Source organism: Luteibacter sp. 1214, assembly GCF_031455395.1.
In the GTDB taxonomy this organism is placed as follows: Bacteria; Pseudomonadota; Gammaproteobacteria; order Xanthomonadales; family Rhodanobacteraceae; genus Luteibacter; species Luteibacter mycovicinus.
On sequence record NZ_JAVDSQ010000003.1, the window covers coordinates 1 to 26,417 of the forward strand.

18 protein-coding genes are annotated in these 26,417 nt (G+C 65.3%); 7 read left to right on the forward strand and 11 right to left on the reverse strand.

Annotated elements, in window-relative coordinates; translation table 11 throughout:
- Nucleotides 1-131: 131 nt before the first annotated feature.
- Nucleotides 132-1,754 carry a multicopper oxidase domain-containing protein gene (locus J2X57_RS08335; RefSeq protein WP_309865732.1) on the reverse strand — a complete coding sequence of 541 codons (1,623 nt, stop codon included), beginning with the start codon at nt 1,752-1,754 and terminating at the stop codon, nt 132-134.
- The gene (locus J2X57_RS08340) at nt 1,747-3,462 is read right to left on the reverse strand and encodes an alkaline phosphatase family protein (protein WP_309865735.1); all 1,716 of its coding nucleotides are present in this window, start codon (nt 3,460-3,462) and stop codon (nt 1,747-1,749) included. The genes J2X57_RS08335 and J2X57_RS08340 overlap by 8 nt, the downstream gene beginning before the upstream one ends.
- Before the next feature lie 241 nt (nt 3,463-3,703).
- Between J2X57_RS08340 and J2X57_RS08345 the strand changes: the two genes are divergently transcribed.
- On the forward strand, nt 3,704-5,851 hold the full coding sequence (locus J2X57_RS08345) for a M13 family metallopeptidase (protein WP_309865738.1): 2,148 nt from the start codon (nt 3,704-3,706) through the stop codon (nt 5,849-5,851).
- A gap of 58 nt (nt 5,852-5,909) precedes the next feature.
- Here J2X57_RS08345 and J2X57_RS08350 read toward each other — a convergent pair whose 3' ends face one another.
- The 3 genes from J2X57_RS08350 to J2X57_RS08360 form a co-directional block, all read right to left on the reverse strand.
- Nucleotides 5,910-7,013 carry a glycosyltransferase family 9 protein gene (locus J2X57_RS08350; RefSeq protein WP_309865740.1) on the reverse strand — a complete coding sequence of 368 codons (1,104 nt, stop codon included), beginning with the start codon at nt 7,011-7,013 and terminating at the stop codon, nt 5,910-5,912.
- Between the two features lie 165 nt (nt 7,014-7,178).
- A complete protein-coding gene (locus J2X57_RS08355; RefSeq protein WP_309865743.1) occupies nt 7,179-8,555 on the reverse strand; it encodes an ATP-binding protein in 1,377 nt (458 codons plus the stop codon).
- Nucleotides 8,552-9,217: a response regulator gene (locus J2X57_RS08360; protein ID WP_036118228.1), complete on the reverse strand. Its 666-nt coding sequence runs from the start codon at nt 9,215-9,217 to the stop codon at nt 8,552-8,554. The genes J2X57_RS08355 and J2X57_RS08360 overlap by 4 nt, the downstream gene beginning before the upstream one ends.
- Nucleotides 9,218-9,411: 194 nt before the next feature.
- Between J2X57_RS08360 and J2X57_RS08365 the strand changes: the two genes are divergently transcribed.
- From J2X57_RS08365 to rapA, 5 genes are all read left to right on the forward strand, one after another.
- Nucleotides 9,412-10,011: an ABC transporter ATP-binding protein gene (locus tag J2X57_RS08365; protein WP_309865747.1), complete on the forward strand. Its 600-nt coding sequence runs from the start codon at nt 9,412-9,414 to the stop codon at nt 10,009-10,011.
- Nucleotides 10,008-10,799, forward strand: a complete 792-nt coding sequence (gene fetB, locus J2X57_RS08370) for an iron export ABC transporter permease subunit FetB (RefSeq protein WP_309865749.1) — start codon at nt 10,008-10,010, stop codon at nt 10,797-10,799. The genes J2X57_RS08365 and fetB overlap by 4 nt, the downstream gene beginning before the upstream one ends.
- Nucleotides 10,800-10,986: 187 nt before the next feature.
- Nucleotides 10,987-13,302: a catecholate siderophore receptor Fiu gene (locus J2X57_RS08375; RefSeq protein ID WP_309865751.1), complete on the forward strand. Its 2,316-nt coding sequence runs from the start codon at nt 10,987-10,989 to the stop codon at nt 13,300-13,302.
- An 18-nt stretch (nt 13,303-13,320) separates the two neighbouring features.
- Nucleotides 13,321-14,001, forward strand: coding sequence for a Fe2+-dependent dioxygenase (locus J2X57_RS08380; RefSeq protein ID WP_309865754.1), 681 nt, complete (start codon nt 13,321-13,323; stop codon nt 13,999-14,001).
- A 73-nt stretch (nt 14,002-14,074) separates the two neighbouring features.
- A complete protein-coding gene (gene rapA, locus J2X57_RS08385) occupies nt 14,075-16,906 on the forward strand; it encodes an RNA polymerase-associated protein RapA (RefSeq protein WP_309865757.1) in 2,832 nt (943 codons plus the stop codon).
- 472 nt (nt 16,907-17,378) lie between these two features.
- Here the strand turns inward: rapA and J2X57_RS08390 are convergent, their stop codons facing one another.
- From J2X57_RS08390 to J2X57_RS08405, 4 genes are all read right to left on the reverse strand, one after another.
- Complete coding sequence (locus J2X57_RS08390) at nt 17,379-18,035, reverse strand: rhomboid family intramembrane serine protease (RefSeq protein WP_079522681.1); 657 nt, start codon at nt 18,033-18,035, stop codon at nt 17,379-17,381.
- A gap of 12 nt (nt 18,036-18,047) precedes the next feature.
- Nucleotides 18,048-18,578 carry a lactoylglutathione lyase gene (gloA, locus tag J2X57_RS08395; RefSeq protein WP_090356062.1) on the reverse strand — a complete coding sequence of 177 codons (531 nt, stop codon included), beginning with the start codon at nt 18,576-18,578 and terminating at the stop codon, nt 18,048-18,050.
- Between the two features lie 77 nt (nt 18,579-18,655).
- Complete coding sequence (locus J2X57_RS08400) at nt 18,656-20,257, reverse strand: hypothetical protein (protein ID WP_309865762.1); 1,602 nt, start codon at nt 20,255-20,257, stop codon at nt 18,656-18,658.
- Nucleotides 20,257-20,718: a DUF3574 domain-containing protein gene (locus J2X57_RS08405; RefSeq protein WP_308847304.1), complete on the reverse strand. Its 462-nt coding sequence runs from the start codon at nt 20,716-20,718 to the stop codon at nt 20,257-20,259. Before J2X57_RS08405 ends, J2X57_RS08400 begins: the two co-directional genes overlap by 1 nt.
- 302 nt (nt 20,719-21,020) lie before the next feature.
- On the opposite strand from J2X57_RS08405, the gene J2X57_RS08410 reads away from it, so the two are divergent.
- The gene (locus J2X57_RS08410) at nt 21,021-23,453 is read left to right on the forward strand and encodes a TonB-dependent receptor (protein ID WP_309865765.1); all 2,433 of its coding nucleotides are present in this window, start codon (nt 21,021-21,023) and stop codon (nt 23,451-23,453) included.
- Between the two features lie 69 nt (nt 23,454-23,522).
- Here J2X57_RS08410 and J2X57_RS08415 read toward each other — a convergent pair whose 3' ends face one another.
- A complete protein-coding gene (locus J2X57_RS08415) occupies nt 23,523-24,620 on the reverse strand; it encodes an OmpA family protein (protein WP_043692654.1) in 1,098 nt (365 codons plus the stop codon).
- A gap of 197 nt (nt 24,621-24,817) precedes the next feature.
- Nucleotides 24,818-26,269 carry a bifunctional 2-methylcitrate dehydratase/aconitate hydratase gene (locus tag J2X57_RS08420; RefSeq protein ID WP_036115368.1) on the reverse strand — a complete coding sequence of 484 codons (1,452 nt, stop codon included), beginning with the start codon at nt 26,267-26,269 and terminating at the stop codon, nt 24,818-24,820.
- Nucleotides 26,270-26,417 lie beyond the last annotated feature (148 nt).

The following is a 26,417-nucleotide window of genomic DNA, read 5'->3' on the forward strand; positions in this document are numbered from 1 at the left end:
TTGCTTGGGGTGGGTGCGTGTGGGCGGGGGGCGTGCGCCCCCCCCCACACCCACCACCCCCAGCTGTTTGTGGGGGCGCGCGCTCGGGGCGGCCCCCCCCCCCCCCCCCGCCCCCCCCCCCCCCCCCGCTCCTACACCACTACCTCGAACGGTCGCATCATTTCATTCGCCTCGTGCTCCGCCAGGTGGCAATGCCATGCATAACGCCCGGCATAGCCATCGAAGGTCGCCACGATCCGCGTAATCATCCCCGGATACACCTGCACCACATCCTTCCAGCCACGTTCATGCGCCGGCGGCTCCTGCGCCGGCCCGACGTAGCGGATCGTCTTCTTCTCCATGTACTCGTCGACGTCATAAGGCCGCCGGTCGAGAATCTGGAAACGAACGAGGTGCAGATGGATCGGATGCGTGTCCTCGGTGAGGTTCACCAGATTCCACATCTCAGTCGTGCCCAGCTTCACCGTCTCGGTCACCGGGTCGTGCCAGCGCTTGCCGTTCAACAGCATCAACATCGGCGTCGCGACGCAGTCGCTGTATTCGTCCAGCGTGAGCTCGCGTGACCTCGAAGCCGTGGTTTCAGTGACACGCGGCAGTTCGCGCAGCACGTCCGGTACCCGACTGACGTCCCGCACTTCGCCCTGCCCCACGGCAAAACGCATCAGCGGCAGCGCATCGTTCATCAGCTCGACGCTGGCGCCGCGCAACGAAGCGAAGTCGACGACGAGGTCCGCACGCTCGCCCGGTGCGAGAAAAAGCGACTTCACCGTCGCCGGCGCGGCAAGCAGCCCCTGGTCCGATCCGATCACCTGAAACGGTCTGCCGTCGCGAAAGCGCAGATGATAGAACCGCCCATTGGCGGCATTGAGCACGCGCAGGCGATAACGACGCGGCTGCACGTCGGCCCGGGGCAGGATCGCACCGTTGACCAGTGTGAGGTTGCCGAACACCTCGGGCACCCACGGCGCATTCGCGTCGCCGGAATCCGGGTAGTACAGCCGCCCGTCCGTACGTAACCATCGGTCGGCAAACACCAGTGGCAACTCCTGCTCGCCCGAGGGCAAGCCAAGCGACAGCTCATGGTCATCGCGCAACAGGTACAGACCCATCAGCCCGGCATACATGTTCAGCCGGTTGATGCCCATCGCGTGATCGTGATACCAGAGCGTCGAAGCATCCTGGACGTTGGCGTAATGGTGCTTGCGTGACTTGCCGGGGACGTACCAGTCCTCCGGAAAACCATCGTCCGCGCGCGGCACCCTGGCCCCATGCAGATGGACGATGGCACGCACCTCGGGCTTGTCCGCCTCCGCACCGCAGATCGCGTGATCCACCGGCAGAAAATGCTTCGTCGGCAGCGCGTTCTCCCAGACCACATCCACCGGCTGACCCGTACGGGCTTCGATCGTCGGCCCGGGATAATTGCCGCCGTACGTCCATAGCGTCGTCGGCGGCAGATCGCGGTGCAGCTTCTGCGTCGTCTCGGCCATGCGGACGTGCAGCGGCTTGCCCTTCCCGGCGTGCAATGTCGCGGGCAACGGCAGCGGATCGACAAAGGCGGCGAGCTTGCCCGGATCGACCAGACCCGGCATCCGCGTCGTATCACCCATGGTGTGCATGCACAGGTTGTTGCCCACCTTCGCGGCGGGCGCGGCCTGCATGCCGTGCATGTCATGCGCGAGCAGCCGCGACGGGATCCACCCCGCCGCGGCCGCCCAGCCCGCCGTGGTCAGGAACCGGCGGCGATCAACCATGCCCACCGTTCCCGAACGGCCAGTGCGGCCAGCCACCACCGCCCGCCTGCCTCGGCTGACCGGTCGACTCGTCGAGGATCAGCTTGCGATCGAACAGACGCGGCAGGAAGAAATCGAACATGCCGTCCAGGCGACCGGCCTGTGCGTCGGTGGATCCGCCGCCGATGCGCTTGCCCGACAGCCAGTTGTCTTCGATGAAGCGCGTGATCGAGCTCTGGTCGGTAACGCTGTGATCGACCATGTTCTCGCGCGCCCACGGGGACACCACCAGCAAGGGCAGGCGCGGACCGAAACCGCAACGGCCCTGCGCCGGTGTCCTGCCATCGAGGCCCGGCAGCGTGCCATGGCCCTTGCACACACCGTCGCCGTCCAGCGCGTCGGTGCTGCCGACCGATGCGTTCATGTGCGGCGGCGCCTGGTGGTCGTACCAGCCATCGGAATCGTCATAGGCGATGATGACCGCCGTGTCCTTCCACTCGGCGCTCTGCTGCAGGGTATTGATCACGTGGACGACAAAGGCCTGTTCGTCGAGCGGATCGGAATAACCCGCATGGCCGTCCTGATACGCCGGTGCCTTGAGGAAGCTTACCGCCGGAAGGTTGTTCGCATCGAGCGCGTCGTAGAAGTCTTCGATATCGTACTGATGGTTGGCTGCGTCGGTCTTGCCGATCGTCGCCACCGAGGTAGGACGCGCATGCGTCGGGTTTGCGGTGGACGGGTAGTACTGGAACGGCTCGTGATGCTGGCTGTAATCGTTGGACGTGGTGTGGGTCACACTCGACAGGTGGCGACGCGTGCAGCCCGTGCTGCCGTCGGCGTTGGTCCGGGTGAGGTCGAAACCGCCCTGGAACCAGCCCCATGTGATGTTGCGCTCGTTGAGCAGGTCGCCGATGTTGCGACCGCCCATCGTCACCTGATTGGCCGTGGGCGACGAGCAGACATCGCCGATGGGATCGGGATCGCCGATCATCGTCAGACCGCCGTGACCGTCGTCGGTCTCGGCACCGGTACCATTGAGCGTGTCGGTTACGCCGGCGGTCTGGCCGGCGATGAGGTTGACCGCACCCGGCGTGGACGGGCCAAACCCGGTGCCATAGTGGTTGTCGCTCATCGCGAAGTTCTGCGCGTAATTCCAGTACGCGGTGACCGTGTTGCCGTCGTAGTAACCCATGACCTGGCCCTTGCCCTCTTCCGCCGCGTCGCCATCAGGCAGTGTTTCGCCGCGACCGGTGTACAGCGGGAACAGGTCCATGCGACCGCCGTGGAAGGCCCGCTGCTCCGATGTGTAGCCGTGGTCCTGATCGGCCGTCGCCGCTTGCGCGCGGGTCAGGCGGAACGGATTGATGGCGGCATCCGCGTTGGCTGTGTTGCTGGCGTTGGGATTATCGGTCAACAGGCGATGCGTCAGACCGTTGACCGGCGGTGTGAACGGCCGCGCGTAGAACGCGGGCTCGCCTTTCGCATTGGCGGCGAACGGATAGGTGCCGAAATAGTGGTCGAAGGAGACATTCTCCTGAAAAATCACGACCACGTGCCTGATCGGGGTGGCCGTGCGCGGATCGCTCCCGTGGCCACCGTGACCGAAACCGAAGCCGAGGGCTTCCGTGGCCGAGGCCGCTTCCGCGGGGTCGGTCTGCTGCGCGACGACGATCGACGCACCGGACAGGGTGAGCACGCAGGCAATGCCCGCGGCCAGTAACTTGCGCATGACGTAGCTCCTCGGTGTAGACGTCCGAATTGCGTGGGTGGGCCGCATCCCCTGTCATGCGGTCCTGCCGATTCTGCGAACCGCCTGTGACAGTCCGGGGTCACTGGCTCGCGAGAACTTGCGAAGTTCACTGAACCATGACCTTCGTCACGGTTGGCCCTGCCGCCGCCCTCCAGCCGTTATCCTCGGGGAGTGCGGTGCCCGGGGGCACCGTTGTAGCCACTTTCACAGAGGGACACCCATGACCCAGCAGTACCTGAAGCCGCTCGCCCTGGCGCTGACCATCGCGCTCGCCGGCACCGCCTGCAGCAAGCACAACGACGCCGATACCGCCGTCCCGGGCGGCAACACCCCGTCCCCGTCGACCACGGCCGCGCCCGCGCCCGCGTCGGCCGCGACGACCGCCGCCGCACCGGCCGGCCCCACGTTCAACGTGGCCGACATCGATACCAGCATCGACGCTTGCGACGACTTCAACGGCTTCGTCAATGCCAAGTGGGTGGCCGCCAACCCGATTCCGGACGACCGCACCCGCTGGGGCGCCTTCGACCAGCTGGCCGAGAACAGCCTGAACACGCAGCACGAAATCGTCGATGCGATGGACAAGGGCGCCGCCAGCGCCACCGCCGGCTCGATCGAGCAGAAGATCGGCCTGCTGTATCGCTCGGGCATGAACGAGGACGCCATCGAGAAGGCCGGCATCGAGCCGCTCAAGCCGGAGCTGGCCAAGATCGACGCGCTGAAGTCGCCGCAGGACATCGCCGATTTCCTCGACGCCAGCTTCAATGATGGCAACAGCTACGTCTTCGGCTTCGGCGCGGGCGCCGACTTCAAGAACGCCAAGACGCAGATCGGTTTCGCGCAGCAGGATGGCCTGGGTCTGCCGACCAAGGACTACTACACCGATCCGAAGCAGGCGGATAACCGTAAGGCTTACGTCGACTACATCGTCAAGACGCTGACCCTCGCCGGCGTCTCCGATGCCGACGCGAAGACCCAGGCCGACGCGATCATGAAGTTCGAAACCCAGCTCGCCGCCGCCTCGCTCGCGCCGGTCGAACTGCGTACCCCGGAAAACCAGTACCACTTCGTGACCGTCGCCGACGCGGACAAGATCACCCCGCACTTCAACTGGGAGAAGTTCTTCGCCACCCAGGGTGTGACGGTCGACAAGGGCTTCTCGCTGTCGCAGCCGAAGTTCTTCAAGGAGTTCGACAAGATGCTGGCGTCCACGCCGGTGTCGACGTGGCAGGCCTACCTGCGCTTCCACGCCATCGACGGCGCCTCGCCGTACCTGTCCAAGGCCTTCCAGGACAACAAGTTCGACTTCTACGGCAAGACACTCGCCGGTCAGCCGCAGCAGAAGCCGCGCTGGAAGCGCGTGCTCGGCACGGTCAACTCGTCGATGGGCGAAGGCCTCGGCCAGCTCTATGTGGCCAAGGTGTTCAAGCCGGAAGCCAAGCAGCGCGCCAACGAACTGGTCGACAACGTGCGCAACGCCCTCAAGGCGCGCATCGAGAAGCTCGACTGGATGAGCGACGAAACCAAGCAGAAGGCCATCGCCAAGTGGAATACCTTCCTGCCGAAGATCGGTTACCCGGACAAGTGGCGCGACTGGTCGGGCCTGGACGTGTCCGGCGAAAACTACTTCGGTAACGTCGAAGCCGCCAGCAAGTTCAACTACCACTACGACATCGCCAAGATCGGCAAGCCGACCGACCGCCTCGAGTGGGGCATGACCCCGCAGACGGTCAACGCTTACTACAACCCGACCGACAACACGATCAACTTCCCGGCCGCGATCCTGCAGCCGCCGTTCTTCGACGCCAATGGCGACGACGCGATCAACTACGGCGGTATCGGTGCCGTGATCGGTCACGAAGCCAGCCACGGCTTCGACGACGAAGGCAGCCAGTTCGACGGCGAAGGCAACAACAGCAACTGGTGGACCGCGGCCGACAAGAAGAAGTTCGAAGAGCGCACCGCGAAGCTGGTCAACCAGTTCAATGAGTACGCGCCGATCAAGGACAAGCCGGACCTGCACGTCAACGGCAAGCTGACCCTCGGTGAGAACATCGCCGATCTGGGCGGCACCGCCGTGGCATACGACGCGCTGCAGGAAGCCCTGAAGAAGAACCCGAAGGAAGCCGAGTCCAAGATCGACGGCTACACCCAGGACCAGCGCTTCTTCCTCAACTGGGCCCGTGTGTGGCGCGGCAGCGTCCGCGAGAAGCAGGCGATGCTGTACCTCAACGTCGACCCGCACGCACCGGCCTCGCTGCGCGCCATGGGCGCTCCGTCGAACATGGAATCGTTCGCGACGGCGTTCCAGTGCAAGCCGGGCGCGAAGATGGTCCGCGCCGGCGATAAGCAGGTGAAGATCTGGTAAGTCGGTTCGATTACGCGATCTGAAAACGAAAGCGCCGCACAAGAGTGCGGCGCTTTTTTTATGGCGAACGGCGACGTTGCAGATGCGCCGCCGTTCGCGTCGCCGCGTGTCGCGGACACCCGTCATCACAGGCGATGGCGGCGTTGTTACGCCCGTACGGCGCATAACGCCCCGGGTCGGTAGGCCCGAATAAACCGACGGTGGTCGCGTTCGTAGCGGCCGCCAGATGCATCACGCCGCAGTCGGCACTGATGTAGGTTCCGGCGGCTTCGATGAAGCTGGCGAGCTTGCGCGGATCGCTCGTGTAATACGTGGGATAGCCGCCACCCAGGCGCGACTGACCATCGGCGGATACGAGCTCGACGATGCAGACATCGCCGATGCGTGCGAGCAGTTCGTTCGCAAAATCGCTCCACCAGTCGGTCGGCAGGCGCTTCGAGCCAGTCGCGTTCGGGAAGATCGCCATCACCGGCGGGCCGCGTTCGTTGGCATCGCGAAGCACCCGCGTGAGGGCGTCGTGCCCACAGCGACGTTCCGCATCGGTCAGCCTGACATCGAGCAACGGAACCTCCCCCTCACCACGGGCACCCAGTGCCCAGCGCAACGCCTGCACCGGCCGTGCCGCGAGGTGCGTCACCGGACCCTCGTTCGGCATGGCGTCCGTACGTAACTGAAAACGAGCCTTCGCCATGGCACTGGCGATACGCCCGGATGACGACCCCGCCGCCGCGTCGATGACCAGGTCATAGCGACGCGAGCGCAGCTTGCGCAACGCGCCGATCGTGGCGAGGGGGCGCCGCGCCGCGCGTCGATCGAGGGTCATGCAGTCACCGACGATGTCGAACCCGCGAAACACCGAGTGCGCCGCGGGACCGGCGGAGAGCAGATCCACTTCAGCGCCCGGGAAACGACGTTCGATTTCGACCAGCAGCGGGGTGAGCAGCAGCGTATTACCAAGCCGGTGGTTGGGACGGCAGACCAGAATGCGCTGGATGCCCGAGGCGGGAAGCTGTCCGGCGCCAACGAGGTTTTTCGGCGGAGCGACCAGGTGCCGCGCCAGCCAGGCCGCGACCCGGCGACGCCAGAGCGCGGCGTTGCCGTGCATGGGCGTGCGAGACGGCTCGTTCGATGTGGTCGATGACAGCGACGCGACAGGAGGCATGGGCGAACTCTCTGGAAGTCTGCCGCCAACGATGCCGCAGCAACCTTATGCCTTGCTGTCCGTGGGATGACGATTCGACGTCCGTGCGCCCGGGCGCATGGGAACGGGAATGCACGATGTCGTGCTGCGAGGGCAGCTTAGCCTTCGCGCCCGGCTCGCCGAGGCTCAATGGGGCAAGCCGACCCTGACGAGTAGTCCGGGCCCATCCGGTGGGTCGAGCAGATCGACGCTTGCGCCGTGCAGCCGCGCCGCCCGCTGCACGATCGACAGGCCGAGACCAAAGCCATCGCCCAGGCTGGCCGCCTCACGATGAAACCGTTCGAACACCGCTTCACGTCGTTCCGGAGGAATTCCCGGACCGTCGTCGCGGACTTCGATCACCGTCGCCTTCGCATCCTGCTTCACGGTCAGGCATACATGTCCACCCGCCGGTGCATGCCGAAGGGCGTTCTCCACAAGATTGCGCATCAACGCATCGAGTGCGGGTCCATGCGCTACAAGCCAGACAGGCAAGGTCGGTACCGACACGTCGAGATGCCGCGCGTCCACGCGAGCCGTCGCGCGCAACTCGTCGACGACCGCCCGCGCGGCCGCGCAAAGGTCGACCCGGCCACGCGGCATATCGTCCGCATCGTCGAGTCGCGCCAGCAGCAACAGCTGATCGGTGCGTCGAGCGAGCGATTGCAGGCTGGCATAGGCGTCCGGAAGCGAGGCGGCCGCTCTCATGCCTCGCTTTTCCGCGATCGCGCTGTCGAGATTGATCATGGTCGAAGCGAGCGGCGTACGTAGTTCGTGCGCGACGTCGGCGCTGAAACGTCGCTCACGCTCGAGGGCATGACCGATCCGGCGGAACTGTGTGTTCAGAGATTCCACGATGGGCCGTATTTCTTCGGGCGCTCCGGCGAGCAACAGCGTGTCGCGACTCCATGCCGTGCGGATCGTCAGCAGGGAAGTCAGCGTATCCAGCGGCCGCAGCGCACGTCGCACCGACCAGCGCACCGCCACTGCCAGCAACGGAATACCCAACAACAACGGCAAGGCGTGCTCGATCCACAGAGCACGCAGCACGTCACGCCGGCTGTCGTAGCGCTCACCCGCCGTGACCGTAATGCCCCGGGCGGAATCCCGATGCGTGTAGAGGCGCCAGTGGCGGCGATCGATGTGCACGTCGCCGAAAGCACCATCGCCTTCCGGCGGCGCACCCAGCGCGCGCATGTTCTCGGTAACCAGCAGCACACGGCCATCGGCGCCAAGTACCTGATAGCCCACCTCGACCTCATGGGTCGGCGTCTCTCCGAGATGTCCTGTGACTGGCACATCGGGCAACGACTGACTGTCGTGCGCCACCTCGATATGCGCAAGACCCGTCTGCGCGATCATCGCGTCCATGCCCAGCGCCGCCTGAGCCAGCCGGGCGTCGCATAGCGCGTCGACATCGGCGAGCGTGCGCCGTGCCGCGAACCAGCCCATCGGAATGAGCACCGCCACCGCGAGCAGGCCGATCGACCAGCGCAACCGCGATGCGATGCCGCGTTGGCTCATGTCAGGTCTCGCGGCACCATGTAGCCAAACCCACGCACGGTCTGGATCGCCTCGGGGCTGAGTTTCCGCCGCAGTGAATGCACAAGCACTTCTAGCGCATTAGGGCTGACGTCCGACTCCATCCCGTAGACCGAACTCTCGATCGATTCCCGGCGGACGATCTTGCCGTGCCGCTCCATCAGGATGCGCAGCAGGGCGAACTCGCGGCGGGTGAGTTCGACACGACGCTCCTGAAAGGTGACCTCGAGCGTGCTCAGGTTGAGCGACAACGCACCCGCGTCAAGCTGATTGTCCGCGAGGCCCTGCGCGCGTCTCGCCAGCGAACGGATCCGTGCGGCCAGCTCGTCGAGATGGAACGGCTTGGTCATGTAGTCGTCGGCGCCCGCGTCCAGCCCGCGCACGCGCGATTCCACGCTGTCACGCGCGGTCATGACGAGAATAGGCGTCTTTACCTTCAGCCGGCGGGCCTCGGTGATCACCTCGATGCCGTCTTTTTCCGGCAGCCCGAGGTCGAGCAGGACCAGATCGACGGACTGGCTGCGCAGCGCCTCCAGGCCTTCGGCGCCCGTGCGCAGCCACGTGACCGTATACGCCAGATGCTCCAGCGCGCGCTTGATGGCTGCGCCGAGCCGGGCGTCGTCCTCGACCACGATGATGTTCACGTTGTACGTCCTCGGTAGCGCACTGAGATTCTGGTATCGCATCCGTGCGCGGCGAGGCACCCACGTTTCCGGCAACCCCGGCGCATTATCCGAAGGGCTACCTTAGGCGTCACTGAGTAGAGGCACCTAAGGCTCAGCTAAGCGGTGCAGGCGACCTTGGTCGCGAAACCAACGGTGTTCACAAAGGTTGTCGCATGAGCTTATTCGTCGAAGGCTTGCGTAGCGTGCACGCTGGCCCCTTCTCGTTCGAGGTGCCGACCGGGCAGTGCCTCGCCATCACCGGCGCCTCGGGGTCGGGAAAAACGCTGCTGTTGCGCACGCTCGCCGACCTCGACCCTCACGAGGGCGCGGTCAGCTTCGAGGGGGTCGAGCAGGCGTCGCTGCCGGCGGCGGAGTGGCGGCGGCGTGCGGGATTCGTTCCGGCTCGCAGCGGATGGTGGGCCGACAACGTGAGCGAGCACTTTCCCGCTGGCGCTGACGCGACGTACCGCCGCCTGGCCGCGGAGCTGTTCCTGCCTGAGCGCCTGTTCGAACGCCCCATCGAGGAGGCATCCACCGGCGAGCGCCAGCGCCTCGCCCTGATCCGTGCACTGGTGGCCGAGCCGCGCTTGCTCCTGCTCGACGAACCCACCGCATCCCTCGACCCCGCGTCCACCCGGGCGGTGGAAACCGTCATCTCGCGACGGATGTCAGGCGGGGCTACGGTGATCTGGGTCACCCACGACGCCGCGCAGGCGGCACGTGTGGGCGATCGCGCGTTGAAAATGCAGATCGGCGGAGTGCTCACCGCATGACGTCGCCTCTCTCACTGCATGCCGGCGATATCGCCCTGGCCTCCCTCCTGCTCGTCGCGGACGCGGCCTTGTCCATCGCGTTGCGCCTGCGCTTTCATCGCGCGCTGATCGTCGCCTCCGTGCGTATGGCCGTCCAGCTCGTAGCCGTCGGTTACCTGCTGCGCTATGTGTTCGCGGAACACTCGCCCTGGCTTACGGCGGTGCTGGTGCTGGCGATGTCACTCGTCGCGGTCCGGGAAGTGGCCGTACGGCCGGTACGGCGTCTCCGCGGCGGCAACGTCGTGGTCGCCTTGCCTCACGTGCTAGGCGTGGTCCTGATCACCACGTGCTTCGCCCTGCTCACCGCGATTCGTCCGCAGCCGTGGTACGACCCGCGCTACGCGATTCCACTGGTGGGGATCCTGCTCGGCAGCATCCTCAATGCGGCAAGCATCGCGCTGGCCGGGGTACTGGACAACGTCCGCCATCAGCGCGACGCGATCGAAGCGCACCTGATGCTTGGGGCCACGTTTCGCTCCGCCAGCGCACCGCTGCTGCGACGATCGATCCGCGCGGCCATGGTGCCGGTGATCAACCAGATGGCCGCGGCTGGCGTCATCACCCTGCCCGGGACGATGACCGGTCAGCTGCTGGCCGGTGCCGATCCGGTGGATGCGGTGAAATACCAGATTCTGCTGCTGATCCTGTTAACGGGAGCCAGTTGCCTTGCCGCGGTGGGTACCGCCTATGGAGCGATGGCCCGACTCCATGACGACAGGATGCGGCTTCGCCTCGATCGACTTGGCTAAAGCTCGCATTAGCATTGCGAATCGTTCTCATTAAGTTTACGATGCGGCGCATACCGGGTTAAGTCCCGCGCACCGCCACCGATCAGGGGCAACGACCAGCATCTCACGTGAGTCCATGACTCGCGACGGGCGAGTTCGTGCGCGCGACGGGTCCGGACTTTTTTGTCCAAGCCTCGCAAGGATCATCATGGCCTTCATCAAGAGCCGCAAGCACGCCGCTCCCGCCGCACGAACCGTCGGCGCCGCCGTTCTCCTCTCGCTCGCCCATGGCGCCATCGCCAGCGACGCTTCCGTGGATGTCGCCCCGCCGCAGCAGGCCAAGGTCAACGACGCCCAGGCGCTTCCCGGCATGCAGGTCGAGGCGGATCGTTCCAGCGACTACCGCGTGGACAAGGTCTCGTCGCCGAAATTCACCCAGTCGTTGCTGGATACGACGCAGACCGTGCAGGTGATCAACCGCGAGCTGATCCAGCAGCAGGGCGCCACCACGCTGACCGAAGCGCTGCGCAACAGTCCGGGCGTGGGCACGTTCTACGTCGGCGAGAACGGCTCGACCAATACGGGCGATTCGATCTACATGCGTGGCTTCGATACGTCGGGCAGCATCTTCGTCGACGGCGTGCGCGACCTCGGCACCGTGTCGCGCGACGTGTTCAATATCGAACAGGTCGAAGTCACCAAGGGTCCGGACGGCACGGAATACGGCCGTACGGCGCCGACCGGTGCGGTGAATCTGGTCACCAAGCAGCCCGTACTCGGTAACGGCGTGTCCGGCTCCGTGCAGATGGGCAGCGGCCAGCGTCGGCGTGGCACGGCCGACCTGAACCAGCAGATGGGCGATACCGGCGCGTTCCGCCTGAACGTCATGGACCAGAAGAGCCACGTGGCGGGTCGCGACCGGATCGAAAACAACCGCTGGGGTATCGCTCCGTCGCTGGCCTTCGGCCTCGGCACCCCCACGCGCGTATACATCGATTACCTGCACATCAAGCAGAACAACGTTCCCGATGGCGGCGTCCCGACCATCGGCCTGCCCGGTTATACCTCGCCCGATACCCGCGCTTTCCTCACCAGCGCCGGCAAGGTCGACGAGGACAATTACTACGGTACCAATCAGGACCATGACCATGACACGCAGGACATGTTCACGGTCATCGTCGAGCACGACTTCAGCGACAAGATCGCGCTGCACAATACGTCACGCTGGGGCCGCACGACGCAGGATTATCTGCTGACCTCCTTCATGGGTTCGACCGCTAACCTGCTCACGCCGAACGCGACCGATCCCTCGACCTGGACGCTGGCTCGCAGCACACCGACGTTCAAGCACCAGACCAACCGTATCGCGACCAATCAGACCAACCTGACGGCGACGATCGAATCCGGCGCGGTGACACAGGACATCAGCACGGGCATCGAGCTCACCAACGAGGAAGCCCGCACGATCGGCATGGGCGCCCGCGCGGGAAGCACATGGCCCGCGGCGAATCTGTATAAGCCGTATTCGAACGTCGGTGGCCTTCGCTATGGCGAAACGGGCGCCTCGTCCGGCGGCAAGACCAACACCGCGGCAGCGTATGTCTTTGACACCGTGAAGTTCGGCGAAAGCTGGCAGGTCAACGCAGGCGTCCGCTTCGATCACTACAAGACCGACTTCAGCAGTCTCGTGGTCTGTGGCGGTCGTGGCGGCCCGGTCTGCGGTGCCCTGCCCACCGGCAGTGTCTTGCCGGGCGTCGACACCAGCAAGAGCGACAACCTGGTCAACTACAAGGTCGGTGTGCTCTACAAGCCCGCCGCCAATGGCAGCATCTACGTCAACTTCGCCCAGTCCCAGGAGCCGCCGGGTGGCAACACCCTCACGCTGTCTTCGTCGGCGAACAGTGCGGACAACCCGAACTTCGATCCGCAGAAGGCGCGCACCGCCGAGATCGGCACGAAGTGGGATCTGCTCGACTCGAAGCTGCTGTTGACCGGCGCGCTTTATCGCACCACCGTCACCAACGAACTGGTGCAGGATCCGACCGACCTGCTGTATTACCAGATCGGCAAGAAGCGCGTGCAGGGCATCGAGATCTCCGCCCTCGGCAAGCTGACCGAGAACTGGGCGATCAGTGCCGGCTTCACGACCATGGACGCCACCGTCGAGAAGGGTGCCAACGTCACCCAGAACGGTTCGGACGATCTGGCGTATACCCCGAAGAAAGCCTTCACCTCGTGGACCACCTACCACCTGCCCTTCAACCTGACGATCGGCGGCGGTGCGCGTTACTCCGGCGAACTGCAGCGCGGCACGGACGGTGCGGTCGGCACGCCGCAATACACCAAGGCCTACTGGGTGTTCGACGCGATGGCCAGCTACCCGATCAACCGCAACTTCGATCTGCAGCTGAACGTGTACAACCTGTTCGACAAGAACTACGTCGCGGCGATCAACAAGAGCGGCTACCGCTACACTCCGGGTACACCGCGCTCGGCGATGCTCACCGCCAACGTCCGCTTCTGATCGATCGAGGAAACCGTCATGTTGCTGCACATCCCGGAAGTCCTGACCAGGGAACAGGTCGCGGGGATGCGCGCCGCACTGGCGGAAGCCGAATGGACCGACGGTCGCCAGACCGTCGGTCCGCAGGGTGCGAAGGTCAAGCGCAACCTGCAACTGCCCGACGCATCGCCCTTGCGGCGCGAACTGGGCGACCAGGTGGTCGCGGCGCTGACACGGCACCCGCTTTATCATGCGGCGGTCTTGCCGTTGCGCACGATCTCGCCGCGCTTCAATCGCTACGAAGGCGGCGGCGAATACGGTTTTCATATCGATGGCGCGGTGATGTCGACCGGGCGCGGCGAGGAGCATGTCCGTAGCGACATCTCATGCACCCTTTTCCTGGCCGATCCCGATGAATACGGCGGTGGCGAGCTGATCGTCAGCGACACATACGGTGAGCACGAGGTCAAACTGCCCGCCGGCGATGCCATCGTGTATCCGTCGTCCAGCCTTCATCGCGTGACCCCGGTCACACGGGGAGCGCGCATCGCGTCGTTTTTCTGGATCCAGAGCCTCGTGCGTGACGACAGTGGCCGCCGCTTGCTGCTCGAGATGGACACCGCCATCCGCACCCTCTCCGCCGCGGGCGCGGATCAGGCCGCGATCCTCCAACTGACAGGCGTTTATCACAACCTTTTGCGGCGCTGGGCCGAGACCTGAGGCGTAAAAGGTAGGCATCGGGGCCCCGGGGGCGGATAATCAACGCCCCCTTGTAGTCCTTGGCTCCCCTAGCATGTTCCAACCCGGTCAACGCTGGATTTCCACCGCCGAGCCCGAGCTCGGCCTCGGCACCATTCTCCGCGTCGAGGGACGCAGTGTGCAGGTTCTGTTCGCCAAGGCGGGCGTCCTGCGCCCCTATGCATCGGACAGCGCACCCCTCATCCGCGCCGAATTCCGCGCCGGCCAACGCGTTTCCGGGAAGGGCATCGCTTTTCTGGTCGAACGTATCGACGAGCGTGAAGGTCTCTTCGTCTATCGCGGCGAAGGTCGCGAGCTCGAAGAAGGCCAGCTGGATGACGAGCAAGCCCATTCCCAGGCCGACGATCGTCTGATCGGCGGTCGTACTGACACCAACGATCGCTTCGACCTCCGCCTCGAGGCCCTGCGTCGTCGCGCCGACGCGCGCCGCTCGCCCGCCTGGGGCCTGGAATCGGCCCGTATCGGCCTGGTCCCGCATCAGCTGCGCGTGGCCGGTATCGCCGCCGCGCGTCGGCCCCCACGCGTCCTGCTCGCCGACGAAGTCGGCCTGGGCAAGACCATCGAAGCCGGCATGATCCTTTCGCGCCAGCTGGCCGCCGGTCGTGCCGGCCGTGTGCTGGTGCTGCTCCCCGAGACCCTGGTCTACCAGTGGTTCGTCGAGCTGCTGCGCCGCTTCAACCTCTCGTTCTCGATTTTCGACGAGGAGCGCTGCGAGGCCATCGAGCAGTCGAACGACGGGCGCAATCCGTTCGAGGACGAGCAACTGGTCATCGCCGACTTCGCCTTCCTCGAGTCGTCACCCAAGCGGGCCGCCCAGCTCACGGAAGCCGGCTGGGACCTCATCGTCGTCGACGAGGCTCACCATCTCGAGTGGACGCCGGAGGGCGCCAGCCCGCGTTATCGCCTGGTCGAGGAACTGGCCGCCGCGACGCCGGGTGTCATCCTGCTCACGGCGACACCGGAACAGCTGGGCCGCGCCGGGCATTTCGCCCGCCTGCGCCTGCTCGATCCGCAGCGCTACAGCGATCTGGACAGCTACCTTGCCGAAGCCGAGGGCTACGGCGCGCTGTCTGAAATCGCCAACGTGCTCGTCGCGGGTGAGCCGCTGGGCGATGCGCACCGCGACCTGCTCAAGGCCCGCTTCAAGGGCGACCGTGAGTTGCTCGGGCTGGTCGATCGCAACGACGCGAATGAGGAGCTCCTTGCCGCGCTGATCGATCGTCACGGCACCGGCCGCGCGATGTTCCGCAACCGACGCGCCGGCATCGGCGGTTTTCCGCACCGTGTGCCGCAGATCCGCGTGCTCGATCCGGACAGCCTCGACGAAGGCCGTCGCGATGCCCTGCTCGCCGAATTCCGGTCGGACCTTCAGCAGCCACCCACCCTGCACGAATTCGACTACCACGACGATCCGCGTCTGGCCGCGCTGCTGAGCCTGCTCGATGCGCATCCCACGGATAAGTTTCTGCTCCTCTGCCGCAGCCAGGCCAAGGTGCTGGCGATCGAAGAGGCGCTGCGTACGAAGAGCGGCGTCGGCGTGGCGCGTTTCCACGAAGGCCTCGGCATCGTCCAGCGCGACCGCAATGCCGCGTTCTTCGCCCAGCCCGATGGCGCGCGCCTGCTGATCTGCTCCGAGATCGGTTCGGAGGGCCGCAATTTTCAGTTCGCCCACCGTCTGGTGATGTGGGATCTGCCGCTGGATCCGGACCTGCTCGAACAGCGCATCGGCCGTCTGGACCGTATCGGCCAGAAGCACGACATCAGCATCCACGTACCGGTGGTCGAGCAGAGCGCGCAGCACATCCTCGCGCGGTGGTACGACGAGGGGCTCGACGCCTTTCGCTCCAGCCCCGCCGACGGCCGTGAACTGCTGCGCCGCTTCGGCAAGCTGCTGGCCACGCTGGCCGACGAGCATGCCCGCGAGGACGACGCCCGCGACCAGGAGCTCGACGCGCTGATCGCGGAAACGCGTGGCGCGCACGAGGAGCTGTCCGCCCTCATTCACGCCGGTCGCGACCACCTGCTCGAACTTGCGGCCAGCCGCGATCCGCACGCCGACGACCTTGCCGGCAGTTTCGCCGCCGAGGACGACGACGAGGCACGCGACACGTTCATCCAGCGCCTGTTCGAGACCTACGGCGTGCACGCCGAGGAACTCGCGAGGGACATCGTGCTGCTCGATCCGCAGTATCTCTCGACAGATGGCCTCACCGGCTTCGGCGATGGCCCGCTCTCGGTGACCTTCTCGCGTGAGGTCGCTCTCGCCCGCGAAGATCTGCCGCTACTGCGCCTGGATCACCCGATGGTGCTCGCCGCGGTCGACCTGCTGGTCACCGGCGACAACGGCAACGCGGCCTTCCTCGTCGACGATGCCTTGCCCGTGCGTACCGCACTGCTGCAGACGGTGTTCGTGCTCGAGATCGTCGCCGATCGCACGCTGGATCCGGGCCGTTTCCTGCCGACCACGCCGCTGGCACTCACGGTCGATACGAAGCTCAGCGAGCGCGCCGGCTTCCGCCCCAGCGATGTCGCAATGCGGCGTGCGCCCGACCGCAACATCGAAGTCGCGCGCTATCGCAAGTTCCTTTCCAAGCTGGTGCCGCCGATGCTCGAGCGTGCGCAGGATCTCGCCGAGGCACGTGCGGAAGTGATCAAGCTCGAGGCCATGGAAGCGGCGCGACGAGAGCTCGATGGCGAGTACGCACGCCTGGTCGCGCTGCACGCGGTGAATCCGTCGATCACCGACGCGGAGCTGGAAGCGGTCGAGGCCGAGCGCGATGCGTTGCTGGCGGCGATTCCCGAAGCACGCTTCCGTCTGGATGCTGTGCGCTTCGTGGTCAGCCCGGACTTCCTCGCGCTGCGTTGAGTACGTCTGTGCCGGTCCTTCGCAGGTTCACTGCGGGGGGCTCGGCTTCGCCATCGCGTTGGGGCTGGCGCCGTGGGGCGAGGGAGCGGTTGGCTGCCGTTCCTGTCGCTAAGTCCTCCTACGGCCTTCGCCTTCGTGCGGAAGCGCTCCAGGAACGGCAGCCAACCACTCCCTCCCAGCGCGACCGTGTACTTGACGGAAGAGCAGAGCCTGAGGCCGCGCAGCGCTCGGCGATCGACAATCCACGCATCCATTGGCGCGATGCACCGCTTTGCGCCTAGTGCTCGTGCTTATCGCTCGTGATCGTCGCTCTTCCAACCCGCAACCTCACGAGTCGGAGGGTGCCGTTGGGTGTCGTTCTCGGAGCGATTCCGCACGTAGGCGAAGGCCGGAGGAGGACTTAGCGACGAGAATGGCACCCAACGGCGCCCATGCCTCGACGCAAGGGAGCCCATGCCTCGACCTCAATAGCCTAAAAAGCCCGCCGCGGCGGCGGCCTCACTCCCCACGCCCAAAGCAGGACCAGCCCCGCAAAGAGCCCACCCAGATGGGCGAAATGCGCCACACCCGACACCGTGCCGGTCACGCCAAAAATCAGCTCGGCCGCACCGTAAAGCGTGACGAACAGCCACGCCGGAATGCCCACCGGAATCGGAATCAACATCAGCTTCTCGCGGGGGAACAACATCGCGAACGCGCCAAGCAGACCGAACACCGCGCCCGAGGCACCCACCGTCGGGAACATCTTCTCCGGCTCGAAGAAGTACACCACCGCCAGCTGCGCCACGGCCGCCGCGATCAGGCACGTGAAGTAATAGATGACGAAGCGCCGCTTCCCCATCACCCGCTCGATCAGGCCGCCGAACATGTACAAGGCGTACATGTTCAGCACGATGTGCATGACGCTTCCATGCATGAAGCCGTAGGTCACCAGCTGCCACGCACGAAACCCGAGACCGGCGATATCCCCGCCCCCCATGTCCACCGCGATGTCGTGACCGATCGGCCACAGCGCGAACCATCGGCTCACCGCCATGGTGCTGTCGTCGCCGAGCAGCGTCTGCACGATGAAGACGAGGACGTTCGCGATCAGCAGATTGCGGGTGATGGGTGGCAGGTTCGTCGGCATCGGGCGTGCTCGTCAGACGGCGAGCGGCGTCGGCTGAAGGATCTCGATCCAGTACTGATCCGGATCGCGGATAAATGCGATATGACGCATGCGGCCGTCGCTCAGGCGCTTCTGGAAGGTGACGCCGAGCTCTTCGAAACGCGCGCATGCGGCGTTGACGTCGGGTACGCTCACGCACAGGTGACCGAAGCCGCGCGGTTCGCTGTTGCCGTTGTGGTAGGCGAACTCTGGATCCTTTTCGGTGCCATGGTTATGCGTCAGCTCGAGCACGCCCGGCTGTGCCAGCACCCAGCGCTTGCGCTCTTCGTCGTTATCCGGAATCTGGCTGCGATCGCCGACCAGCACCAGGTAGACGATGGTGAACGCGGCTTCCTCGTAGACGTGCCTGTACACCGGGGTGAAGCCCAGGACGCGCGTATAGAAGTCGAGCGACACGTCGAGGTCGCGCACGCGGATCATCGTGTGGTTGAACACGTAGCCATGGGTGACGGCGTCCGGGGTCGCAGTGACACCGGGGAGCGAAGTCAGGTCGGAGAGGGACATCGGAGTTTTCCTTGGGACAATACCCAAGGGTGGCTGCCCGCACGGCCCAATTCAAGCGCCTGCGCGGACTTGCCTCGCTATCGGGCGACCGGGCGTGAGGCCGCCTGCTCGCCGCCCAGCGACAGCGCCAACAACACCGCCGCCAGCGCGCCATAGGCCGCCACGAACTGCCATACCAGCGCCTGCGACGCGGCGTCGAGCAGCCACGGCAGGTAGACGGAGCCGATCGGCGCGACGGAATGGATGACGCCGAACGCCGTCAATACACCGCCCAGCGCCACGATGCCTGCGGCCTTGCGCACCTGCCCATCGATCATCGCCACGACAAAACTCGCCCAGACCATCGAGGTGATGATGAAGCCGTTGCCGAGGATCACGATCACCGCCATCGCCGAGATGCCATGGCCGTCATCGGCGAACAGGGCACCGAAATGCGCCGGGTCGACGATGGTCGGATCGCCCAGCTTGATCGCCAGCAGCCTCGCGATCGGCGGGAAGAAGCTGAAGACGACCGCGCCCGCGTACCGCAGCGGAGTCGCTTCGAAGGCCTGCGTGGTGATGCTGATGGAAACGAAAACGAGGATGGGTGCGAGCACCGCGACCGGCAGCAGTTCGACGAGGTTGGACAGGTAGCCGAGCACGCCACCGAGGCCGATGATCACGCCCGTGGCGAGCGTGTAACCCCACCGCGCGCCCATCGCCTTGTAGGCCGGCTGGCCGATATACGGCGTGGTCTGCGCCACGCCACCGCAGACACCGGCTACGAGCGTAGCCAGGGCTTCCACCAGAAGAATGTCGCGCGTTGCGTAGTCGTCGCCCGCCGCCCGGGCGCTTTCGGTCACGTTGATACCGCCGACCACCATCAGCAGGCCGAACGGCAGGATCAACGGAAGGTACGGCACCGTGGCAGGCAGCGCATCGATAAACCCGAGGCTCGGCAGCGGCAGGCCCACGCGCCATGTCCATGGGGCGGGCGCGTGGTATCCGCTACCCAGCAGCCCGACCGGGCCGAGCCCGTAATACAGCGCCACACCGACGACAAAGGCACCGAGCACACCCGGCAGGCCGAACGGCAGACGGCGCTTCGCGATAAGCGCATAGAGAACGATGCCAAGCCCGGCAAAGCCCACCACCGGCACACGAAGAATCTCAACCAGCGGCAGCAGACCCATCAGCACCAGGGCGATACCGGCGATCGAGCCGAGCAGGCCGGCACGGGGGACCGAACGCTGAACCCACGCGCCGAAGAACGACAGCACGAACTTCAGCACGCCCATGACGACCAGCGACGCCATGCCCAGGTGCCAGGTAGCCTCACCGGCGGTGGCGACGTCCATACCGGCCTGACGGTAGCCGGCGAAGGCGGGACCGAGCACCAGCAGGGCCATACCGATGGTCGTCGGTGCGTCGATGCCGAGCGGCATCGCGGTGACGTCACTTCGACCCGTGCGGGCCGCGAGCCTCCGTGCCATCCAGGTGTAAGCGAGGTTGCCCAGCAGGACGCCGAAGGCCGTACCCGGGAACATCTTCCGGAAGACCAGATCCGCCGGCATACCGAAGATCCCGATGAGTGCCGTGGCGAGAAACGCCAGGAGCGAGAGATTGTCGACGACGAGGCCGAGAACGCCATTGAGGTCGCCGCCACCGAAACGACGACGCGGTGCGATCATGGTGGCCATCAGAACGACACATCCGCAGGCTGGGTGACGCGGAGCACCGACTGGTCACCGGTCTTTGCCTTCCAGGCGCTGCGAATGGCATCCACAGCCTCACGCTGCGCCGGCGTGTCCCGGTAGAGCAGCACCAGCAGTTTGGAACGCAGGCGCTCGGGGCGCGACTGCTGCTTCCCCTGCCACTGACCGTAGGCATCGATGACCGTGAGGCCGCTGGGGAAACGCGGGGTTACTTCCTTGTCCAGGAAGGCGCGCCATGCGGCTTCGTCGACGCCATCGCGTCCGTCCGCCAGCCCGAGACCGAAGTACAACTCGGTGCGAACCCAGCCCGTGGTCGCATCCGGATGGGCCAGGTCACCACTGAGCGTCGCGCTCGCGTTCACCGCGCCCGGCGCCCGCTGCGCGGGACTGGCACACCCCGCCGTGGACAGCGAAACGGCGAGTAACAGACCGGCGAACAGCTTCATAAGAACCCCTTGCACATGCATTCTGAATCGGACGTCCATACGGCTAGGCGTCCGAGCTATTGACACAGCGTACACCGCAATGCAACAAATAGTGAAAGGTTCGCACGTTCCTGCGACCACTGGAACCACCCGCCGTGATCCCGCGCCCAACCCGTCCCGACATCGTCGTCCGCCGCCCCGCGGCCGATCCGCGATGTCGCCCGGGCCGCGCCGCGCACGACTGACGTCGCAACCCGTCAGCCCCCTCTTCTTGTCGTCCGCCCCTCGGCGGCAACGACCCCGTGTGCCCGCCAGGACCCTCCATGCGCCCGTCCCGCCTTACCTCCGCCGTTCTCATCGCCCTTGCCGCCCTGCCCGTCGCCGCGCAGGAAGCCGACCGCGCCAACGCGTCGACCCTCGACCAGGTCGTGGTCACCGGCACCCATGCCAAGGATCGTACCGTGCTCGATTCGCCGGTGCCGATCGATGTGCTCACCCCGGAAGACCTGCGTTCCGCGGGCGCGGTCAACGGGGAACTCGGCCAGGCGCTCGCGACGCTGCTGCCCTCGTTCAACTTCCCGCGCCAGTCGAACTCGGGCGGATCGGACCATGTACGCGCCGCGCAGCTTCGCGGCATGAGCCCGGATCAGGTCCTCGTACTGGTCAACGGCAAGCGCTTCCATACCTCCGCACTGGTCAACAGCGACACCAAGATCGGTCGCGGCATGACACCGGTCGACTTCAACGCGATCCCGATCAGCGCGATCAAGCGCATTGAAGTGCTGCGCGACGGCGCCGGCGCGCAGTACGGCTCCGACGCCATCGCCGGCGTGGTCAACATCATCCTGGACGATTCGCCGGACGGTGGCGAGGTCAACGCCACATACGGCGCGTATCACACGAACTTCCGCCCCGGCGATCGCACCATCACCGACGGCCAGAGCACCTACGTGAGCGCCAAGGCCGGGACGAAGCTCGGCGGCGACGGCGGCTTTCTGCGGGCAGGTTTCGAGGGCAACGACCGTCAGGCGACCAACCGCGCCGGCCCCGATCAGATCCCCTCGTGGGAGAACCCGTCACCCGCCAATCTGGCGCTCCAGGGCAGGCGTAACTACGCCGCGGGCGACCCGCGCAACGAGAACTACAGTGGCTGGTTCAACGCGGAACTACCCTTCGGCGACAGCGTGCGTGGCTATGCCTTCGGCACGTACACCCAGCGACGGACGATCGGCGACAACTACTTTCGCTATCCGGACAGCGACGCCAACGTGCCATCGATCTACCCGGATGGGTATCGTCCGGAGTCGCTGGGCTACAACCGCGACGTCAACCTCACCGCCGGGGCGCGTGGCCGCGCGGGCGAATGGGATATCGACGGCAGCCTGACCTGGGGACGCAACACCTTCGACTACGACCTGCGCAACACGGTCAATGTATCGCTCGGCGATGAGAGCCCCACCCGCTTCAACATCGGCAAATACGACAACACCCAGGGGACCGCCAATCTCGATCTCAGTCGATCCGTCGAATGGGGCTCGAAGCTGTTCACGCTGGCGACGGGCGCGGAGTTTCGTCATGAAGGGTTTCAGACGTATGCGGGCGACCCTGCCTCATACGCCGTAGGACCCATCGTCGGTGCCCCGACGGGAGCCCAGGCCGGCGGTGGCCTCACGCCACAGGACACGGCGGACCTGCGTCGCAACGTCAGCGCTGCCTACGTCGACCTCTCCGGCGACGTTACCGACCGTTTCTTCGCCGACGCCGCCGCGCGCTACGAGCACTACGATGACTTCGGGTCCGCCTGGACGGGAAAGCTGAGCGGGCGATATGCGATCACCGATGTAATCGCGATTCGTGGCGCCGCATCGAACAACCTGCGTGCTCCGTCACTGAGCCAGGTGGGTTTCGAGTCGACGTCCACCGGCTATGGAGCGGACGGCACGCTGGTGCAGGGACGGATTCTTTCCGTCAACAATCCGGTGGCCCGCGGCCTCGGCGCGAAGGATCTCAAGCCGGAGAAATCGCGCAACTACAGCCTCGGATTGACAGCGCGCATCGGGGATCGCTTCGACGCGTCGCTCGATGTCTATCGCATCGACGTGGATCACCGCGTCACGCTGTCGGAGACCATCGCACCCGATGGCCTCGAGGACTACATCGCCACGCGCTTCGGCGTCCCCGGCGTACAGAGCGTCGCCTTTTTCACCAATGCGGTGGACACGCGCACGCGCGGCGCGGAACTGGTGACCAACTATCGGCAGCCGGTCTACGGCGGCAACCTGACGCTCACCGCGACGTACAGCTACAACCGTACGTCGATCCGGAAGGTCCGCGACACGCCTGCAGAACTTGCCGCACTAGGCGCAGACGCCGTGCTCTTCGGTCTGGAAGAACGCAACACGTTGACCGACGCGGCGCCTCGCCAGCGCGGGTCATTTACCGCGAAATGGGACAGCGCGCGCTGGTCGCTGCTGACGCGTGCCACGCGCCAGGGGACGACGACGCGCGTGTTCGATTTCGGCGATGGCTATGTTCCGAAGCAGACGTACGCCGCGCGCTGGCAGATCGATGCCGAGGCAGAGTGGCATGCGACCGACCGGCTGTCGGTCGCGCTGGGCGGGCAGAACATCACCGATCAGTACCCTGACCGGTCGATCCCGGACATCGCGTATGCGGGCAATTTTCCTTACGACGTGATCTCCCCGATCGGGAGCAATGGTGCCTACTGGTACGGGCGGGTTCGTTACGCCTGGTGAGTGAGGCACAAAAAAAGAGCCCGGCTTTCGCCGGGCTCTTTCATGGAACAGTTACCGATCTTGCAAGGATTACTGCTGAACCTGCAGTTCCGTGCGACGGTTACGAGCGCGGCCTTCGGCCGTGTCGTTCGTGTCGATCGGGTTGTTCTCGCCGTGGCCGATCGGGCCTTCCAGACGATCCGCACCGATACCGTGCGAGGTCAGGTAGTCGAACACGATCTTCGCGCGACGCTCGGACAGGCCCTGGTTGTAAGCGTCCTTACCGACGCTATCCGTGTAACCAGCGACCGTGACCTTGACGGCCGGGTAACGCTGCAGGGTGTCGACAGCCTGGTCGAGGACGCCCAGCGATTCGCTGGTCGGCTCCTGCAGGGTCGGACCGATGTTCGTCTCACCCTTCTTCGGGCGATCGAACTTGAAGTTGACGCCGCGCAGGTCGATGACGACCTTCTGCGGGCAACCGTCCGGGCCGACGATCGTGCCAGCCGGGGTGGCCGGGCACTTGTCGTCGCAATCGTTCACGCCGTCGCCGTCGCTGTCGAGCGTCGAGCAATCCGGAGCGGCCGGAGCGACAGCGGCGACCGGAGCCGGAGCTGCCGGCGGCTCGCCGAAGCGCGAGACGATCGAGAAGCCGAGGAACCAGTCACCGTAGCCATTCTCGGACTCGACAGTCTTGTCGTCCCAATCGTAGCGGTAGCCGGCTTCGACGCGGAAGTCGGAGCTGTCGGTGATGGTCTTGGACACGCCGACGCCGAGCTCGGCAGCCGGGGACCAGCCGTTGTCAGCCGGGTTGTGGTGGTACGAGCCCATCACGCCAGCCAGCAGGTACGGACGCCAGCTGTCCCACGCGCCAGCGTAGAAACGAGCGGCAACGCCGTAGCTGTTGTTCGACCAGTGGCCGTTGCCATCGTTATCGCGCTTGGTGCGATCGGCAAAGATGTCGATCGACGCGTTGTTCGAGATGAACTTGCCGAAGCCCAGGCCGTAGTAAACCTGGCGGCTGTTGGTGTTGCGGTCGGTGTCGTTGTAGTAACCGCCAACCGTCGGTGCGATGTACCAGCGGCCGTCATAGCCGTTACCCGCGGTGTCAGCGGATTCCTGCGCATGAACGGCACCCACGCCGCCCAGGGCCAAACCGATCAGCAAAAACAAGCCCTTACGTTTCATCGGTGTCTCCTCATTATTGGTATTCGCGTCCGCGCTCCACCCCAGACGGAAATCGCGCGTAAATCTCATATCGAATCCGGGGACTTCATGCCGTCCCTCGCTTTGATACCCCTTCAACGGGCGGCGGCAGTTTAGCAAAAATCAAACAATTGAACACGTGCTAAAAACCGCCGTTCATACTTGAGTCACGGCCATTATCAAGCCGTGAAGAGCGTCATGAACTCGTGAATGGGCATCGCGTCCAGCTTTTCGGCCGACGAAGTGACCTCGAGAACCCGCTCAACCCGCTCCGCAGGCCACTCGGCACGCAGCGCTGACTCGAATTTCTTCAGCAGGACCGGAATGCCTTCGGCGCGACGCTTACGGTGTCCGATCGGAAAGTCGATCGAAACCTTTTCGGTTTTCGACCCATCCTTGAAGAAAACCTGCACCGAATTGCCGATGTAGCGCTTTTCAGGGTCGAAATAATCCTTCGTGAACTGCGGATTCTCGACCACGGTCATTTTGTCGCGCAGGGCGTCGATACGGGGATCGGCGGCGACGGAGTCGTTGTAGTCGTCGGCCGTGAGACGGCCGAAAATCAGCGGCACGGCGGTCATGTACTGGATGCAGTGGTCGCGGTCGGCGTAGTTGGCCAGAGGGCCCGTCTTGTCGATGATGCGAACGCCGGCCTCCTGGGTCTCGATCACCACCTTCTCGATCTGATCGATGCGGTCGGCGACCTGGCCATGCAGCGCCATGGCGCACTCGACCGCCGTCTGAGCGTGGAACTCGGCCGGGAAGCTGATCTTGAACAGCACGTTCTCCATGACGTAGCTGCCGAACGGACGCTCGAACTCGAACGCGTTGCCCTTGAAGGCCACGTCGTAGAAGCCCCAGGTCTTCGCCGTGAGCGCCGACGGGTACCCCACCACGTTGCGGTAAACCGCGTTGATGGCGTGCGTGACGGCGCGGCGGCAGGCATCGCCGGCGGCCCAGCTCTTGCGCGGGCCGGTGTTCGGAGCGTGGCGATACGTGCGCAGGGCGCCGTTGTCGATCCAGCTGTGCGAGACCGCCGTGGTGATCTGCTCCTTGTCGCCGCCCAGCATGGCCGTGGCGACCGCCGTGGACGCCAGGCGCACGAGGATCACGTGGTCCTGGCCGACGCGGTTGAAGCTGTTTCTGAGGGCGTAGCAGCCCTGGATCTCGTGCGCCTTGATGGCGTAGCCCAGGACGTCACGCACGGTGAGCGGCTTGCCACCTTCCTTCACTGCCTTGCGCGAAAGGTAGTCGGCAACCGAGAGGATGGCACCGAGGTTGTCCGAGGGGTGGCCCCACTCCGCCGCGAGCCAGGTGTCGTTGAAGTCGAGGTAGCGGATCTGGGTGCCGATGGCGAACGCCGCCTGCACCGGGTCCAGCTCATGCGCGGTGAAAGGCACGCGGGTACCGCCCGGCATCACGGCACCGGGAACCAGCGGGCCGAGGTGCTTGACGCAGTCCGGGAACTTCATCGCGAGCGCCGAGCAGGCCAGCGAGTCGAGAAGCATGTAGCGCGCGGTGTCGTAGGCCTCCTGCGAGTCGATCTGGTAGTCGGCCACGTAGTTGGCGATGTCCACCAGCGGCTGGTCCGGATCGGGACGCGTGGCGGAACGGATGTCGTGTGCGCTCATGGATTTCACTCGCGAGGGGTTGGGTTAGCCGCCGATTTTAACCGGTGCCCCCGGGGGAATGTCTTGCCGCAGTGCATCCCAAGCCGCACAATGCGTTCCACTACCAGCCCGAAGGGGAGTAGTTCCACGGAGTCCCCGGGCTTCGTGC